This window comes from Klebsiella sp. GW_Kp181, from assembly GCF_040062315.1.
GTDB classification, from domain to species: Bacteria; Pseudomonadota; Gammaproteobacteria; order Enterobacterales; family Enterobacteriaceae; genus Klebsiella; species Klebsiella oxytoca.
On the sequence record NZ_JBEAFR010000076.1, the window covers coordinates 71,374 to 87,719 of the forward strand.

The 16,346-nt window shown below is 56.2% G+C and carries 16 protein-coding genes; 9 read left to right on the plus strand and 7 right to left on the minus strand.

The window, feature by feature from the left end:
- Positions 1–5 precede the first annotated feature (5 nt).
- The gene (locus ABLV11_RS20235) at positions 6–857 is read right to left on the minus strand and encodes an MIP/aquaporin family protein (RefSeq protein WP_004106970.1); all 852 of its coding nucleotides are present in this window, start codon (positions 855–857) and stop codon (positions 6–8) included.
- Between the two features lie 443 nt (positions 858–1,300).
- Between ABLV11_RS20235 and zapB the strand changes: the two genes are divergently transcribed.
- The 8 genes from zapB to ABLV11_RS20275 all read left to right on the plus strand — a co-directional run bounded on the left by zapB (position 1,301) and on the right by ABLV11_RS20275 (position 9,475).
- Positions 1,301–1,546: a septal ring assembly protein ZapB gene (gene zapB, locus ABLV11_RS20240; RefSeq protein ID WP_009652751.1), complete on the plus strand. Its 246-nt coding sequence runs from the start codon at positions 1,301–1,303 to the stop codon at positions 1,544–1,546.
- Between the two features lie 150 nt (positions 1,547–1,696).
- The gene (locus ABLV11_RS20245; protein WP_004106966.1) at positions 1,697–2,686 is read left to right on the plus strand and encodes a sulfate ABC transporter substrate-binding protein; all 990 of its coding nucleotides are present in this window, start codon (positions 1,697–1,699) and stop codon (positions 2,684–2,686) included.
- 217 nt (positions 2,687–2,903) lie between these two features.
- Positions 2,904–3,665: a CDP-diacylglycerol diphosphatase gene (locus tag ABLV11_RS20250; RefSeq protein WP_017145228.1), complete on the plus strand. Its 762-nt coding sequence runs from the start codon at positions 2,904–2,906 to the stop codon at positions 3,663–3,665.
- A 266-nt stretch (positions 3,666–3,931) separates the two neighbouring features.
- Positions 3,932–5,266, plus strand: coding sequence for an MFS transporter (locus ABLV11_RS20255; RefSeq protein ID WP_017145229.1), 1,335 nt, complete (start codon positions 3,932–3,934; stop codon positions 5,264–5,266).
- 10 nt (positions 5,267–5,276) lie between these two features.
- Complete coding sequence (locus ABLV11_RS20260) at positions 5,277–6,236, plus strand: aminoimidazole riboside kinase (RefSeq protein WP_126488020.1); 960 nt, start codon at positions 5,277–5,279, stop codon at positions 6,234–6,236.
- Between the two features lie 9 nt (positions 6,237–6,245).
- Complete coding sequence (locus ABLV11_RS20265) at positions 6,246–7,286, plus strand: ADP-ribosylglycohydrolase family protein (RefSeq protein WP_004106952.1); 1,041 nt, start codon at positions 6,246–6,248, stop codon at positions 7,284–7,286.
- Between the two features lie 62 nt (positions 7,287–7,348).
- On the plus strand, positions 7,349–8,071 hold the full coding sequence (locus tag ABLV11_RS20270) for a GntR family transcriptional regulator (RefSeq protein ID WP_004106944.1): 723 nt from the start codon (positions 7,349–7,351) through the stop codon (positions 8,069–8,071).
- 99 nt (positions 8,072–8,170) lie between these two features.
- The gene (locus ABLV11_RS20275) at positions 8,171–9,475 is read left to right on the plus strand and encodes an SLC13 family permease (RefSeq protein ID WP_004116479.1); all 1,305 of its coding nucleotides are present in this window, start codon (positions 8,171–8,173) and stop codon (positions 9,473–9,475) included.
- 105 nt (positions 9,476–9,580) lie between these two features.
- Here the strand turns inward: ABLV11_RS20275 and tpiA are convergent, their stop codons facing one another.
- Positions 9,581–10,348 carry a triose-phosphate isomerase gene (gene tpiA / locus ABLV11_RS20280; RefSeq protein WP_004106939.1) on the minus strand — a complete coding sequence of 256 codons (768 nt, stop codon included), beginning with the start codon at positions 10,346–10,348 and terminating at the stop codon, positions 9,581–9,583.
- A 108-nt stretch (positions 10,349–10,456) separates the two neighbouring features.
- The gene (locus ABLV11_RS20285; RefSeq protein ID WP_004106936.1) at positions 10,457–11,056 is read right to left on the minus strand and encodes a DUF1454 family protein; all 600 of its coding nucleotides are present in this window, start codon (positions 11,054–11,056) and stop codon (positions 10,457–10,459) included.
- Between the two features lie 112 nt (positions 11,057–11,168).
- Here ABLV11_RS20285 and ABLV11_RS20290 point away from each other — a divergent pair, with 112 nt between their 5' ends.
- Positions 11,169–11,597 carry a DUF805 domain-containing protein gene (locus ABLV11_RS20290; protein ID WP_004106933.1) on the plus strand — a complete coding sequence of 143 codons (429 nt, stop codon included), beginning with the start codon at positions 11,169–11,171 and terminating at the stop codon, positions 11,595–11,597.
- Here the strand turns inward: ABLV11_RS20290 and fpr are convergent, their stop codons facing one another.
- From fpr to trmH, 4 genes are all read right to left on the minus strand, one after another.
- On the minus strand, positions 11,598–12,344 hold the full coding sequence (gene fpr / locus ABLV11_RS20295; RefSeq protein WP_004106932.1) for a ferredoxin--NADP(+) reductase: 747 nt from the start codon (positions 12,342–12,344) through the stop codon (positions 11,598–11,600).
- Between the two features lie 95 nt (positions 12,345–12,439).
- On the minus strand, positions 12,440–13,450 hold the full coding sequence (glpX, locus tag ABLV11_RS20300; protein WP_016809637.1) for a class II fructose-bisphosphatase: 1,011 nt from the start codon (positions 13,448–13,450) through the stop codon (positions 12,440–12,442).
- A 53-nt stretch (positions 13,451–13,503) separates the two neighbouring features.
- Positions 13,504–15,585 carry an ATP-dependent DNA helicase RecG gene (recG, locus tag ABLV11_RS20305; RefSeq protein ID WP_004106930.1) on the minus strand — a complete coding sequence of 694 codons (2,082 nt, stop codon included), beginning with the start codon at positions 15,583–15,585 and terminating at the stop codon, positions 13,504–13,506.
- A gap of 5 nt (positions 15,586–15,590) precedes the next feature.
- Positions 15,591–16,280 carry a tRNA (guanosine(18)-2'-O)-methyltransferase TrmH gene (gene trmH, locus ABLV11_RS20310; protein WP_004106929.1) on the minus strand — a complete coding sequence of 230 codons (690 nt, stop codon included), beginning with the start codon at positions 16,278–16,280 and terminating at the stop codon, positions 15,591–15,593.
- Positions 16,281–16,346: the final 66 nt, after the last annotated feature.

A 16,346-nucleotide genomic window follows, 5' to 3' on the forward strand; every position in this document is an offset into this window, starting at 1 on the left:
TCAGATTACAGCGAAGCTTTGTGTTGTGTCGTAGAGGGAGATGCGGCTTCTTTCTCTTCAACGACGCAGGTGTCGCAAGGCAGGTGGCGGCCAATCAGCTTGCGGTAGCAGAATGCGCCCAGCGCAGCACCGACGATTGGCGCACACAGCGGCACCAGGAAATAAGGAATATCTTTGCCGCCGGTGAAAGCGACGTTGCCCCAGCCTGCCAGCCAGGCGAAGGCTTTCGGTCCGATATCACGCGCCGGGTTCATGGCGAAGCCGGTCAGCGGGCCCATGGATGCGCCAATGACGGCGATCAGCAGACCAATCAGCAGCGGCGCCAGCGGGCCGCGCGGCACGCCGTTGCCATCATCGGTCAGCGCCAGAATGACGCCCATCAGGATAGCGGTAATCACCATTTCTACCGCGAAGGCCTGCACAAAATTGATATGCGGGTTTGGATAGGTAGAGAAAATACCTGCCAGCTCAAGACTTTCGACGCTACCGCGCACCATATTGTGGGTATGTTCGAAATCGAAGAAAAGATTGTAATAAAGCCCGTAAACTAAAGCCGCAGCGCAAAAGGCGCCAGCGAATTGCGCAATGATAAAAGGAACAACTTTACGACCGTCAAAGCAGGCGAACAGCCACAGCGCGATGGTCACCGCCGGGTTAAGGTGCGCACCGGAAACCCCTGCGGTCAGGTAAATCGCCATGGCGACGCCCAGACCCCAGATGATGCTGATTTCCCACTGACCGAAGCTGGCTCCCGCGACCTTAAGCGCAGCGACGCACCCAACGCCGAAAAAGATCAACAACCCGGTACCGAGGAACTCTGCGATGCACTGGCCTTTTAGTGTTGATGTTTGGCTCATAATCGAATCCTGAAGCGAAGTGATGATTATTGTATGTGTGAAGGTCGCAGGCGACCACGCTGCCATGTAGGCATAGTGTTAATTTATCGTTAACGAACAAAAACGAGAAATATCGAAATTCAAATGTGTGTGCCTCGTCAAGAAAATGAGCGTTTTCGCGCCATAAACGCGTGTTCGGTCATTTGCAGGAGCGTTTCACCGCTCATTTTTTTAACGGGGTGATTAACAATTACGAAAAAGTACCGGGTAAAAGCGGCGAACGGACCAGGTAAAGACTGAAAAGTGTTGCAAACCGCAATCTACGCGGGTTGTCGCTGGACAGGGGCGGCGGGGCTTCATACAATCGACTACATCACCACTGTAGTGCGCTAATTTTCGTTAAGGCGTCAACGCGTATACGAAACGGACGGTTTCTATCAACGCCTTGCAAGTTCAGGAGAGGTATGACGATGTCATTAGAAGTGTTTGAGAAATTAGAATCTAAAGTTCAGCAGGCGATTGATACCATCACTCTGTTACAGATGGAAATCGAAGAGCTGAAAGAAAAGAACAATACGCTGGCGCAGGAAGTACAAAGCGCCCAGCATAGCCGTGAAGAGCTTGAGCGTGAAAACGGTCAGCTTAAAGAACAGCAGCAGGGCTGGCAGGATCGTCTGCAGGCGCTGCTGGGCCGTATGGAAGAAGTCTGATGCTTCCCGCCTCCTCCCGTTCGGGAGGAGGCAAACTCACCTCGCTCTATATACTCACAAGTTATAGCCAATCTTTTTTTATTCTTTAATCATCAGTCTGCTTTCTGGCACGCTTAATCCATCACAACACTACATAAAGAGAGCGGTGCGATGAATAAGTGGGGCGTGGGGTTAACTCTGTTGCTGGCATCCGCCAGCGTTCTGGCAAAAGACATTCAGCTATTAAACGTTTCTTACGATCCGACGCGCGAGCTGTACGAACAGTACAACAAAGCCTTCAGCGCGCACTGGAAGCAAGAAACCGGCGACAACGTGGTGATTCGTCAGTCACACGGCGGCTCCGGCAAACAGGCGACCTCGGTGATCAACGGCATTGAAGCCGATGTGGTGACCCTTGCGCTGGCCTATGACGTCGATGCGATCGCCGAGCGTGGACGAATCGACAAAAACTGGCTGAAGCGTCTGCCGGATAACTCCGCGCCGTATACCTCAACCATCGTGTTCCTCGTACGTAAAGGTAACCCGAAGCAGATTCATGACTGGAACGACCTGATCAAACCGGGCGTGTCGGTGATTACCCCGAACCCGAAAAGCTCCGGCGGCGCGCGCTGGAACTATCTGGCGGCCTGGGGCTATGCCCTGCACCAGAATAACGGTGACCAGGCTAAGGCGCAGGAGTTCGTAAAAGCGCTGTTTAAGAACGTCGAAGTACTGGATTCCGGCGCCCGCGGTTCGACCAACACCTTTGTGGAACGCGGGATCGGCGATGTGCTGATTGCCTGGGAAAACGAAGCCCTGCTGGCGACCAACGAACTGGGTAAAGACAAATTCGAGATCGTCACCCCGAGCGAATCGATTCTGGCCGAGCCGACCGTTTCCGTGGTGGATAAAGTGGTCGACAAAAAGGGCACTCGCCAGGTGGCGGAAGCATATCTGAAGTATCTCTACTCGCCGGAAGGCCAGGAGATTGCGGCGAAGAACTTCTATCGTCCGCGTGACCCTGAAATCGCGAAAAAATACGCGGATGAGTTCCCGAAACTGAAGCTGTTCACCATCGATGACGTGTTTGGCGGCTGGACTAAAGCGCAGAAAGAGCACTTCTCCAACGGCGGCACCTTTGACCAGATCAACCAGCGTTAAATAGCCTCTCCTTATCCCCGCTCGTGCTGCGCGTAGCGGGGCGACAACTCTTGTCGCCCGGGTAAGGCATAAGCCGCGACCCGGGGCAGAGTAGTCTGGTAGCCCGCTCAGGCGCGTTAAGCACCGCTTCCGGCAAAACTCACCGTACCTCCTCTCGTTTTCATTTGGTCATCAAACTGCGCTACTCTTCCGTTTCTGGCTGAGACAGGAAAAAATAATGCGAAGAGTACGACACCTTTTTTTAGCGCTGGTGGTAGTGGTTGTGGCGGCGATGGCTGGCGGCTACTACTGGCTTCATTCCGGCAACCGTGACGCGTTGCGTCACATTGTTCTGCAACAGTGCGTCCCTCATCAACAGCAGAATCACAATCCCGCGCCCTGCGCGGAAGTGAACCTGAAGGGCGGCTATGTCCTGTTTAAGGACCGCAATGGCCCGCTGCAGTATTTGCTGATGCCAACCTACCGTATCAACGGCACTGAAAGCCCGCTGCTGCTTGAACCGCTGACGCCGAACTTCTTCTGGCAGGCCTGGCAGGGACGCGAAATCATGAGCCAGCACCGTGGTTCTGCCGTACCGGATGAGGCGGTCTCGCTGGCCATCAACTCGCGCAGCGGACGCACGCAAAATCATTTCCATATTCATATCTCCTGCCTGCGACCTGATGTGCGCCATCAGCTGGATAGCCAGGCTGCCGCTATCAGCAGCCGCTGGTTACCGCTGCCCGGTGGGCTCATGGGCCATGAATATCTGGCGCGCCGCGTAACCGAAACCGAACTGGCGCAGCGCAGTCCGTTCCTGATGCTGGCTGAAGAGGTGCCGGAAGCGCGAGACCATATGGGCCGTTTCGCGCTGGCGATGGCGAAGCAGAGCGACGGCTCGCTGCTGCTGCTGGCAACCGAGCGTAACCTGCTGACGCTGAATCGCGCATCGGCAGAAGAGGTTCAGGACCATAGCTGCGCCATTCTGACATCCCGTTAATTTTCTTTACGTTCCCGCCATTCATTATCTCCTTGATTCTTATCCCGGTTTAACGCCGGGGTAGGATCGGGTGCATAAAAATATGTGAAACCGATCAAAAGATATAAAGGTATACCTTTATATCTTTTTGAGGATGGTTACACTCTCTTCATAGCCTCCATTGCGTGTCGGACAGGCGGCTTATTTATAAAAACGTTTTTATTTCATGTAGTGACATCATTAATTGTTTCCTCTATTTGCGCGGCTAAGCGTAAAGGAATATCAACATGAAACTTTCTATCGTGGAAAAAATCGGCTTCGGCGCAGGAGATATGGCGATAAACGTTGTGATCATCGCCATGCAGCTGCTTCTCGCCTATTTTTATACCGATATCTACGGCCTGAGCGCCGCTGATGTTGGCGTACTTTTCGTGGTTGTGCGGATGATCGATGCCATTATCGATCCGGCCATGGGCGTCCTTACCGATAAGCTGAATACGCGCTGGGGACGCTATCGCCCGTGGCTGCTGTGGTTTGCCATCCCTTTTGGCTTCGCCGTTTATTTAATGTTTATCACGCCTGATATGGTTTATATGGCTAAGCTGGCGTGGGCCTATGGCACCTATATTCTGATGACCCTGGTCTATACCGCTATCACTATTCCCTATATCTCGATGATTGGCGTGATTACCAGCGATCCCGTGGAACGGCTAAGCGCAAACGGCTATCGCTTTGTGATGACCAAAATTGCCGCTTTTCTGGTGACTATTGTCGTCCCGATGCTTGCCGTCTGGCTTGGGCAGGGCAACAAGGCCCTGGGTTACCAGTTTTCTATGGGGCTAATGGGCGCGATGGGGGCCCTGCTGTTTATCTTCTGTTTTCTCACCACTCGTGAACGTAGCGAGCCGGAAATTACTTCGCTATCGGTAGGGAAGCAGTTTAAGTATCTGTTACGTAACGATCAGTGGATTATTCTTGGGGTTGTTATTTTACTGCTGATGTGCGGTTACGTTATTCGCGGTTCCGTCGCGGCCTATTATGCCAAATATTATCTTAATGGCGGCGATAGCCTGATTTCACCTTTTCTGACTACCGGTGTTGTCGCCTCTATTCTGGCGATGATCGCCACCACCTGGATAACTAAATTCTGGGATAAGATTAAGATGTTCCGCTACACCCAGATTATTACCTTTGTACTAAGCGCGCTGATGTATTTCTTCGTCGGGCGTGAAAATCTTATCCTGGCATTTACGTTCTATTTTCTTATTAATTTCTTCTGCGATATGCAAATGCCGGTGTTCTGGTCCTCTATCGCCGAAGCGGTGGATTATGGCGAAAAGAAAACCGGGCTGCGGGTATCCGGCCTCGCGTTTGGCGGCATCCTCTTCTTCCAGAAGTTTGGTATGGGGATCGCGGGGGGCGTACTGGGATTTCTGCTGAGCCACTTTGGCTATCAGGCCGACGTTGAACAGAGCGCGCGTTCGCTCACCGGTATTGCGCTGATGATGACGCTCATTCCGGCCCTTTTCCATCTTGCGGTTGGGCTGCTTATGAAAAAGTATCTGATTAATAACGAATATTATCGTGATATTCAGCTAGCCCTTGCGCAAAAACAGGCATAAGGAGGCGTAAATGAATGCCATGAATAAGGTTTGGGCGATCGGCGACGCCTCCGTAGACCTCGTACCGGAAAAACAGAACAGCTACCTGAAATGTCCCGGAGGCGCTTCGGCGAACGTGGGGGTCTGCGTTGCCAGGCTGGGCGGAACGTGCGGTTTTATCGGCTGCCTTGGCGACGATGACGCCGGGCGTTTCCTGCGCCAGGTTTTTCAGGATAACGGCGTCGATGTCTCTTCGCTGCGGCTGGATGCGAGCCTGACCAGCGCGGTACTGATCGTCAATCTGACGGCTGACGGCGAGCGCAGCTTTACCTATCTGGTACATCCGGGGGCTGATACCTTCGTTTCACCTCAGGATCTGCCGACGTTCAGAAAATACGAATGGTTTTACTTTAGCTCCATTGGTCTCACCGACAGCCCCGCTCGCGAGGCATGCCTTGAGGGCGCGCGAAGAATGCGGGAGGCCGGCGGCTACGTTCTGTTTGATGTCAACTTGCGCAGCAAGATGTGGCGCAATGCCGCTGAGATCCCTGAGCTGATCGCCCGCTCCGCTGCGCTGGCGTCTATCTGCAAAGTCTCGGCAGATGAGCTGTGTCAGCTGAGCGGCGCCAGCCACTGGCAGGATGCGCGGTATTACATGCGCGATCTGGGCTGCGAGACCACCATCATTTCGTTGGGGGCCGAAGGAGCGTTGCTTATCACCGCCGAGGGAGAGTTCCTTTTTCCTGCCCCGCGCGTGGAGGTCGTCGATACCACCGGAGCCGGTGATGCCTTTGTTGGCGGCCTGCTGTTCACGCTTTCCCGCGAAAACCACTGGAATCATGCCCTGCTGGCGGAGGCGATCAGCAATGCCAACGCCTGCGGAGCGATGGCGGTGACGGCAAAAGGGGCAATGACTGCTCTGCCGTTTCCCGACCAGCTCAATACTTTTCTGTCCAGCCGTTCGCTGGCACAAGCCATGACCGTGAAATAAGGAGTCATCATGCACGTTGATCAAAACAAAATACTGGGATGCCTGGTGGGTGCCGCCGCCGCGGACGCGATGGGCGCGGCGACGGAAGTACGGACTCAGCAGCAAATTAAGGACTATTTCGGCGGCTGGGTGACGACCTTTCAAAAACCGCCAGCGGATACGTTTGGTCGCTGTAACGAAGCGGGTATGTGCACGGATGATTTTATTCAGGCGAAATACATTATGGACGCGCTGCTGCGCCACCAGCGCCAGGTCAGCGATGAGGCGATGCGCGAGGCCTTCCAGCAGTGGCTGGATTACCCTTACTACGCCAACTTTACCGGCCCGACAACGCGTGCGGCAATGAAAGCGATATTCAATGACCATCGCGCCTCCTTGCAGGGTGATCTTGAAGGCGAAAAGCAGTCGGTACAGATTATTAATAAGGGAAACGCGGAAGCCACCAACGGCGCCGCCATGAAGATTTGGCCTGCGGCGGTACTGCATCCGGGAGATATTGATGCGGCGATTCACTGCGCGCTGCAGATTTGCCGCTTTACGCATAATAACGTGCTGGCGATGTCCGGCGCAGCGGCGATGGCGGCGGCAACCAGCGAAGCGTTACGATCGCAGACCAATGCGGACACCATTATTGCCGCCGGTATTTATGGCGCGCAAAGAGGCTATCTGCTGGCGCAGGATCAAGGGGCGATGATGGTGGCAGGCCCATCCGTTGCCCGACGCATCGAACTGGCCGTGGCTATCGGTCAACGGCATCGTCATTGGGAAACGGCGGTGGTGGAACTTGCCGATATTATTGGTTCCGGGCTGCACGTCAGTGAAGCCGTACCGGCGGCCTTTGGCCTGTTCGCGTGTTGTCCGAATTCTGCCGTAGATGCTATTATCTCCGGCGTTAATATCGGCAATGATACTGATACTGTCGCTACCATGGTTGGAGCGATTTCCGGCGCATTCCATGGCGTGGAGGCTTTTCCCGCCGATTATTTAACGACCGTGGATCGTATGAATCATTTCGATTTGGCACAACTGGCCAGGCAAATCGCAGGGTAGCGAATTCACCCTGCCGGGGACGGTAAAACGTCCCCTGCTGGCGAAGACGTGAGGTGCGCAGTTTGCAGGTTGATAAAACGAGCTTTACTCCGCTTTATAAGCAACTATTTTTTATCATCTGTCAGCAGATTCAGAATGGGTCCTTGCCGTTAGGCAGCCAGCTGCCGACGCAAAAAGAGGTTGCCAGAGCCTATAACGTCTCGCTCATCGTGGTTAAACAGGCCTGGAGCGAATTAATCAATGCGGGCATTATTTCGTCCCAGCGCGGAAGCGGATCGGTAGTGTGCTCTGTGCCGGAGGGAGTAAGCTACGGCCACACGTTTCGCGGCATTACCAGCGATCTTCAGGATGCCAGCGTCGAGATAGAGAACCGTATTCTTGAGATCGCGCCGCGTCGCGCGCGTGACGCTCAGGCAGATGGTTTGAGCCTGCCCGCCCATCATCATTATCTCTATATCTCGCGTATTCGTTGCCTGAACAATCGCCCGTTTAACCATGAAAAGATCTATCTCGATCTTAGCTTCTTTCCCAATCTGCAGCTCACGCCAGAGGCGCTGGAACATACGTCGCTTTATTCGCTATTAAACGTCACCAGTGACTCGGCGACTGAAAAGGTGGAGGCGATCTTACCTTCCGCCGACCTGTGCGAAAAGCTGCAGATTGCGGCGAATAAACCACTATTATCCGTCGCCAGACAGACGTTTCAGGCCGGGCATAACAGCCCTTTCGAATATTGCCGCTATTACGTGCTGTCGGAATACTTTGGCGAAATTCATTATCACTAATCTGCCCGCACCAGAGTTGTCATAACCCCCACTATATCTGGCGTTTACCTGCCCTGTTGTCCGTCGTATTCTTGCTGAAAAAACCGACAGGAGACAGGTATGTCGCTCTGGTTGTCCCATCCTCTGTTCCTTCCTTCAATTATCGTTGGCCTCACTATCCTGCTTTGGGCGACATCGCTCCTGCCGGAGTTTATGACCGCGCTGCTGTTTTTTGCCGCAGCGATGATCGCTAAAATCGCGCCGCCGGAGGTGATTTTCGGCGGCTTCGCGTCGTCGGCATTCTGGCTGGTGTTCAGCGGCTTTGTGCTGGGGATCGCTATCCGCAAAACCGGGCTGGCGGACAGGGCGGCACGGGCGCTTTCGTCGCGTCTGACGGATTCCTGGCCGCTGATGGTCGGCAGCGTGGTGCTGCTCAGCTATGCGCTGGCGTTTGTGATGCCGTCCAATATGGGGCGCATCGCGCTGCTGATGCCGATTGTGGCGGCAATGGCCAGGCGTGCCGGTATTGAAGAGGGAACGCGCCCCTGGTTTGGCCTGGCGCTGGCGGTGGGGTTCGGTACCTTCCAGCTGTCTGCCACTATTTTACCGGCGAACGTCCCGAATCTGGTGATGAGCGGCGCGGCGGAGGGATCGTACGGTATCCATCTGAATTATCTGCCCTATTTACTGCTGCATACGCCGGTGCTCGGCTGGCTCAAGGGGGCGGCGCTGATCGTGCTGATATGCTGGCTGTTCCCGGGGAAACCGCATCCGCCGCGCGATCTGTCGCCGCTGCCGCCGATGAGCCGCGATGAGAAGCGCCTTGCCTGGCTGCTGGTCGTGGTGCTGACGCTCTGGGTGACGGAGAGCTGGCACGGCATAGGGCCAGCCTGGACGGGGCTGGCGGCGGCGGTGATAACGCTGCTGCCGCGAGTCGGTTTTATCAGCGGCGAGGAGTTTTCCAGCGGCGTGAACATCCGCACCTGTATTTACGTCGCCGGAATTTTGGGGCTGGCTATCACCGTGACCCAGACCGGGATCGGCGGTGTGGTGGGGAATGCCCTGCTGCAGATTATGCCGCTGGATAAAGAGAGCCCGTTTACCAGCTTTCTCGCGCTGACCGGTATTACCAGCGCGCTAAACTTTATTATGACCGCGAACGGCGTACCGGCGCTGTATACCACTTTCGCACAGAGCTTCTCCGATGCGACCGGCTTCCCGCTGCTGAGCGTGATTATGATTCAGGTGCTGGGATACTCCACGCCGCTGTTGCCGTATCAGGCGTCACCGATTGTAGTGGCGATGGGGCTAGGGAAAGTACCTGCACGGGCGGGAATGCTGCTGTGTATTGCGCTGGCGGCGGTGAGCTATTTAATTCTGCTGCCGCTGGACTATCTGTGGTATCAGGCGTTGGGCAAACTGTAGCCTGTTTCGTTCGGGGATTTTGCCGGAGGCGGCGCTGCGCACCTGTCCGGGCTACCAGGCTCTCCCCGGTTGCGAAGCGAGACCGGGGAGAGCCTGTAAAGCGAATTACGCTTTTTTCGCGGCTTCTGCTGCTTTAACGATTACCGCGAAAGCGTCCGCTTTCAGGGATGCGCCGCCAACCAGCGCGCCGTCGATGTCCGGCTGGGTGAACAGTTCTGCTGCGTTGCCCGCGTTAACGGAACCGCCGTACTGGATAATGACTTGTTCAGCCACTTTCGCATCGGCTTTCGCGATGTGATCGCGGATGAATTTGTGTACTGCCTGAGCCTGAGCCGGGGTAGCGGATTTGCCGGTACCGATCGCCCATACCGGTTCGTAAGCGATAACCGCGCCTTCGAACGCCGCCGCGCCCTGGGTTTTCAGAACGGCGTCGATCTGACGTGCGCACACTTCTTCGGTTTTGCCCGCTTCGTTTTCCGCTTCGGTTTCACCGATGCACAGTACCGGGATCAGGCCCTGCTCTTTCAGTACCGCGAATTTCTTAGCGATAAACTCGTCGGACTCTTTGTGGTAGGTACGACGCTCGGAGTGGCCGATGATGATGTATTCAGCGCCGATGTCTTTCAGCATTTCGGCAGAGGTTTCGCCGGTGAATGCGCCGGACAGGTTCAGATCAACGTTCTGCGCGCCCAGGTGAATGTGGCTGCCGGCAGCGGCTTGTTTAGCCAGGTCGATGTACATCTCAGGCGGAGCAATGGCAACTGCACAGCCGGTAACGCCTGCCAGTTCGGTACGCAGGTTCGCGACCAGTTCGTTTACCATGTGGCGGCTGCCGTTCAGTTTCCAGTTACCCATCACTAAAGGATGTCGCATTTTTATTCTCCACGCTTTAAAGCGAATTAAGGAATATAGCCGCCCCCGCGGGCAGCATGGTCTGTGAAACAGTATAGAGATTCATCACTGGAAAGGCTTTGCTTTTTGTCATTTATTGTTGTTTTCCAGCGTTTCAGATAGCGCCAGCTTAATCGGTTCAACAGCGAAGGTCAGCCCCTTTTCGCCGTTGTCCGCCACCACATAGCGCACCGCGCCTTCGGTTTCCGAAAAGTACCGTTTGCCTTTTCCGGCGGCCAGCAGCTTTTGTAGCTTCTGTTGGCTCTGCGCCTGGCTGAGCGTCGGCACGAACGCGCGCATGACGGCGCTCATATACTCGAGGGCCCGGGCTTTCGCCGCTTTCTGCTGCGGCCCCTGAATCGGCAGCCAGGTTATCTGCATCGATTTAATTTTAAGCGTACCGCGCTCAAGCGCGGTCGAGGCATAAAGATTGTCGTTGATCCTGGTGGCGGCGCGGGTCAAATTCGCCTGGTCTTTACTGGAGGTGACGGCGCGAAACTCATTGAGCAAAAGCTTCGGGTTATCGGTATTGAATTTTTCCCGAAACGCGCTGATGGAGATATCAAACACCGGCGCGCCGGAGAGAAGATAGGGCGCCGTAGCGGCGGAGTCAGGCTCGGCGGACAACGCATTTTGGCCGACGGATAGCGCCGTCAGCCCAATTAAATATAAAGTTGCCCACTTCTTCATGCCCATCTTTCCTTTTTTTGTCTGCCGACGATTAAAACGAGAACCGTCACGCTTGTCAAAAAGTCACGCCTTCAGGGTAAACTACGTCGGTGATGATGATAAGGAATAAAACATGACCCTACAGCAGTGGCTATTCTCAATTAAAGGGCGGATTGGACGTCGCGACTTCTGGATCTGGATTGCTATCTGGATTGCGACCATGAGCGCGCTGTTCACGCTGGCTGGCAGCAACCTACTCAACTTACAGACCGCGGCGTTTATTCTGGTATGCCTGCTGTGGCCGACGGCGGCGGTGACCATTAAACGTCTGCACGACCGGGGGAAATCCGGCCTCTGGGCGCTGCTGATGATTCTGGCGTGGATGCTGCTGGCGGGTAACTGGTCGATGTTGCCGGGCGTCTGGCAGTGGGGCGTCGGGCGTTTTATACCGACGCTGATTATCGTGATGATGCTTATCGACCTGGGGGCGTTTGTCGGCACCCAGGGGGCAAATAAGTTTGGCAAAGAGACGCTGGACGTGCGCTGGAAAGCGGAGCCCTGATTACCAGTAGTGTTCGGCGGTCATATGACCCGGTCGGCGGCGCAGATGCTTGCTCATCTGCCGGGTCTCTTTCAGCAGCTGCTGAGTGTCGCGCACCATCTGCGGGTTACCGCACAGCATGACGTGGCTACTCTCGGCGTTCATTGGCAGGCCGACGGCCTCTTCCAGCGCGCCGGTTTCAATCAGGAACGGGATACGTCCCGTGAGCATGCCCGGCGCGGTTTCCCGACTGACGACCGACTGGATGCGCAGCTTGCCCGCATAGCGCGCTTCCAGCGCCTGCATCTGCGGCAGATAGCTGAGATCCGCGGCATAGCGCGCGGCGTGCACCAGTACGAGATTTTTAAAACGATCCAGGTCCTTCCCTTCTTCGAGAATTGACAGATACGGGCCAATCGCCGTGCCGGTGGCGAGCATCCACAGGGTGTCGCAATCCGGCACCTCTTCGAGCACGAAGAAGCCGGCCGCTTCGCTGACCACCTGCACTTCATCGCCCGGCTTCAGCGCCGCCAGCCGTGGGCTAAGTTTGCCTTCCGGAACCGTCACCAGGTAGAACTCAAGATCGGGATTACTGGGAGCATTGACGTAGGAATAGGCGCGCTGCACGCGTTCACCGTCGACATCCAGCCCCAGTTTGGCAAACTGCCCTGCGGTGAACGGTTCAACCGGTGCGTGAACGATGAGGCTAAACAGTGCATCCGTCCAGTTTTGAACTTTTACGACTTTGCCTGTAACCCAGTTTGCCATAGCGTCTCTCCTCTCAATCCTGTTAGCGTATCTTCACCGCGACGAGAGCAGATTTCCAGCCCGAAAAGGCTGGAAAGCTCTATTGATCAAATGTTTTACAGGATGTGTAGCTGGATATCCGGGTCTTTGCGATCGAGATAATGAATCGACTGAATTCGGCGGATAGTGCGGGATTTACCGCGGATCAGTAGGGTTTCGGTGGTGGCCATATTACCTTTACGGGTAATACCGTCCAGCAGATCGCCTTTGGTGATGCCCGTCGCCGAGAAAACGACGTTGTCGCTGCGCGCCATATCGTCCAGACGCAGCACTTTGCCTGCTTCGATGCCCATGGCCTGACAGCGTGCCAGCTCGTTCTCGCCGATGCGGCGGTTCTCTTCACTGTCGCCCTTAACGTGGTGGCGCGCCAGCAGACGACCGTGCATATCGCCGTCCAGCGCGCGGATCACCGCCGCTGAAACGACCCCTTCCGGGGCACCGCCGATACCGTACATAACGTCAACTTCGCTATCCGGCATGCAGGTCAGAATAGAGGCGGCAACGTCGCCGTCGGGAATAGCAAATACGCGCACGCCCAGTTTTTGCAGCTCAACGATGACCTCGTCATGGCGCGGCTTGGCTAAGATGGTAACGGTTAATTCACTTAGTGGCTTATTCAGCGCGCGGGCGATGTTTTGCAAGTTTTCCGCCAGCGGCAGGTTCAGATCGATGGTGCCTTTCGCGCCCGGACCGACAATCAGCTTTTCCATGTACATATCCGGTGCGTTCAGGAAACAGCCTTTATCGCCTACCGCCATCACCGCCAGCGCGTTGGCCTGGCCCATCGCCGTCATGCGGGTGCCTTCAATGGGATCGACGGCGATGTCTACCGCATCACCGTTGCCGGTACCGACGCGTTCGCCTATATACAGCATCGGCGCTTCGTCGATTTCGCCTTCGCCAATCACGATAGTACCGTCGATATTGATCAGGTTGAGCATAATGCGCATGGCGTTGACGGCGGCGCCGTCGGCGGTGTTTTTATCACCACGGCCTAACCATTTATAGCCTGCCAGCGCGGCGGCTTCGGTGACGCGCGAAAATTCGATGGCCAGTTCTCGTTTCATAATCCACTCATCTGAATAAAAAATTATGCGCAGCGTGGCGGATAACGTGCGCGCTACGCGTTGGAATAGCGTTCGGTTTCCGGCATCCAGCGCTCGATAAGCGCCTGGGCCTGCTGAGGATATCTTTCGTGTATATGACGGGCGATGCGCTGAACTTCGGGGATCATGGCCTGATCGCGCATTAAATCTGCGACTTTGAATTCAGCGTTGCCGGTCTGGCGCGTGCCGAGCAGCTCGCCGGGACCGCGAATTTCCAGGTCTTTCTGGGCAATGACGAAGCCGTCGTTGCTATCGCGCAGAACCTGCAGGCGCTTCTGCGCGGTTTTAGAAAGCGGCGATTTATAGAGCAGCACGCAGTGTGAGGCCACCGCACCGCGCCCGACGCGCCCTCTGAGCTGGTGCAGCTGAGCCAGCCCCAGACGCTCAGGGTTTTCGATGATCATCAGGCTGGAATTAGGCACGTCCACGCCGACCTCAATTACCGTGGTGGCGACCAGTAGATGCAGCTCGCCCTGCTTGAACGCGCTCATGACCGCCTGTTTCTCGGCAGATTTCATGCGCCCGTGCACCAGGCCGATATTCAGCTCCGGCAGCGCCAGCTTCAGCTCTTCCCAGGTGGCTTCCGCCGCCTGGGCCTCCAGCAGATCCGACTCTTCAATCAGCGTACAAACCCAGTAGGCCTGGCGACCCTCGTGAGTACAGGCGTTCCGTACCCGGTCGATAATATCGCTGCGGCGGGTATCCGGGATGGCTACCGTCGTAACCGGCGTACGGCCCGGCGGCAGTTCATCGATGACCGAGGTGTCGAGATCGGCATAAGCGGTCATCGCCAGGGTCCGCGGAATCGGCGTCGCGGTCATAATCAGCTGGTGCGGGTGAAAGCCCTGCTGTTGGCCTTTCTCCCATAGCGCCAGCCGCTGATGGACGCCGAAACGATGCTGTTCGTCGATAATCACCAACGCGAGGCCGTTAAACTGGACCTGTTCCTGAAAGATGGCGTGGGTACCGACCACCATCTGCACCTGTCCGCTGGCGATAGCCTCCTGCTGCGCCAGGCGCGCTTTGCCTTTTTGTTTGCCCGCCAGCCAGCCTACTTCAACGCCCAGCGGTTCAAACCAGCTGCGGAAGTTATTGGCATGCTGCTCAGCCAGCAGTTCTGTCGGCGCCATCAGCGCCACCTGCTTGCCGTGCGCGATGGCGCGCAGGGCGGCCAGCGCGGCAACCAGGGTTTTACCGGAGCCAACATCCCCCTGCACCAGACGCATCATCGGCACGTCCAGCGCCATATCGCGCTCGATTTCAGCCGTGACGCGCGCCTGCGCGCCGGTCGGCGTAAAGGGGAGAGAGGCCAGCAGCTTGTCTTTTAGCGTGTCGTTAGCGCTGAGCGAGAGAGCGTGGTAGCGCTGAGCGCCTGCCCGCAGCGCCAGCATGCTGAGGTTATGCGCCAGCAGCTCTTCCAGGATTAAGCGTCGCTGAGCCGGATGTTTGCCGCTTTCCAGCTCGCTAAGCTGTAAAGAGGGCGGCGGGCGATGCAGCGTGCGCAAGGCGTCAGGCAGGCTCATCATCCCCTGCGCCAGCTCCGGCGGCAGCAGCTCGGCGATAGCGCAGGTTTCAAGCAGCTCCAGCGCCTGGTCGGTGAGCTTACGCAGCGTAGCCTGCTTGATGCCTTCGGTGGTGGGATAAACCGGGGTCAGCGTTTCCTGTAAATCAGGGGTACTCATATCACCCTGAACCCGATATTCCGGGTGGATCATCTCCGCCCCGTGCTTACCGCGCTTAGCCTCTCCGTAGGCCAGCACGCGACGCCCGGTTGCCAGGCTATTTTTCATCGCTGCGCTGAAGTTAAAAAAGCGCATGGTGAGGATGCCGGAGCCGTCGCTTATCTGGCAGGTCATCATCCGGCGGCCGCCGAAAGTGATATTGCAGTTAAGAACTTCGCCTTCAACGGTGGCGTAAACGCCGGGCAGCAGTTCACCGATTTGATACAGATGGGTGCGGTCTTCGTAGCGTAGCGGCAGGTGCAGAAGCAGATCCTGCACCGTGTGCAGGCCGATTTTCGCCAGTCGGCTGCTCTGTGCCGCGCCAACGCCGGTTAGGGTATTAAGGGGGACGGCATCTAACAGGCGACCTTGCATCGTTTTTATCCTGCAGCCTGCATAGTGGCCCACCACGTGGCATCGGCTTCGACTTCGCCCAGCTCGTTGACGTGGGGGTAGGGTAGACCTTTACGTTTTGCGACCTTCGCCAGCACCGGATAGCCGCCTTCAAACAGCAGACGCTGCTGGTCTTCTTTCGGCAGCATGCTGTTGTCGCGCAGATACATGCCGGCGTTCTGCCGCTGGCGCTGGGCTTCATACAGAATAAGCGCCGAGGCGACGGAAACGTTCAGCGACTGCACCATGCCAATCATCGGAATAATGATGTCCTGATCCGCCAGGTCCAGCGCTTCCTGAGTAATGCCGGTTTTCTCCTGGCCCATCAGGATACAGGTGGGGCGGGTATAGTCGATTTCACGAAAATCAACGGCGTTATCAGAGAGATGGGTTGCCAGAATCTGCATGCCCTGGCCTTTTAAATGCGTGACGGCATCGCCAATAGTACGATGGGTTTTCACCTGCACCCAGCTATTGCTGCCCGCGGCTGCGGAGGCCATGGTACGCATACGGCTACCGGGCCAGATGGCGTGCACTTCATGCACGCCAACGGCGTCTGCGGTACGAATAATCGCAGAGACGTTATGAGGCTTATGGACCTGCTCCATGCAGACCGTCAGGTCAGGCTGACGCCTGGCGAGCATCTCGCAGATACGCGCATAACGCTGTAAATTCATTACACTTCATCCTTCGAATGACTCTTTAATCGCTGCGGATTACTCGGCCCATCCCTGGGCCTCGCC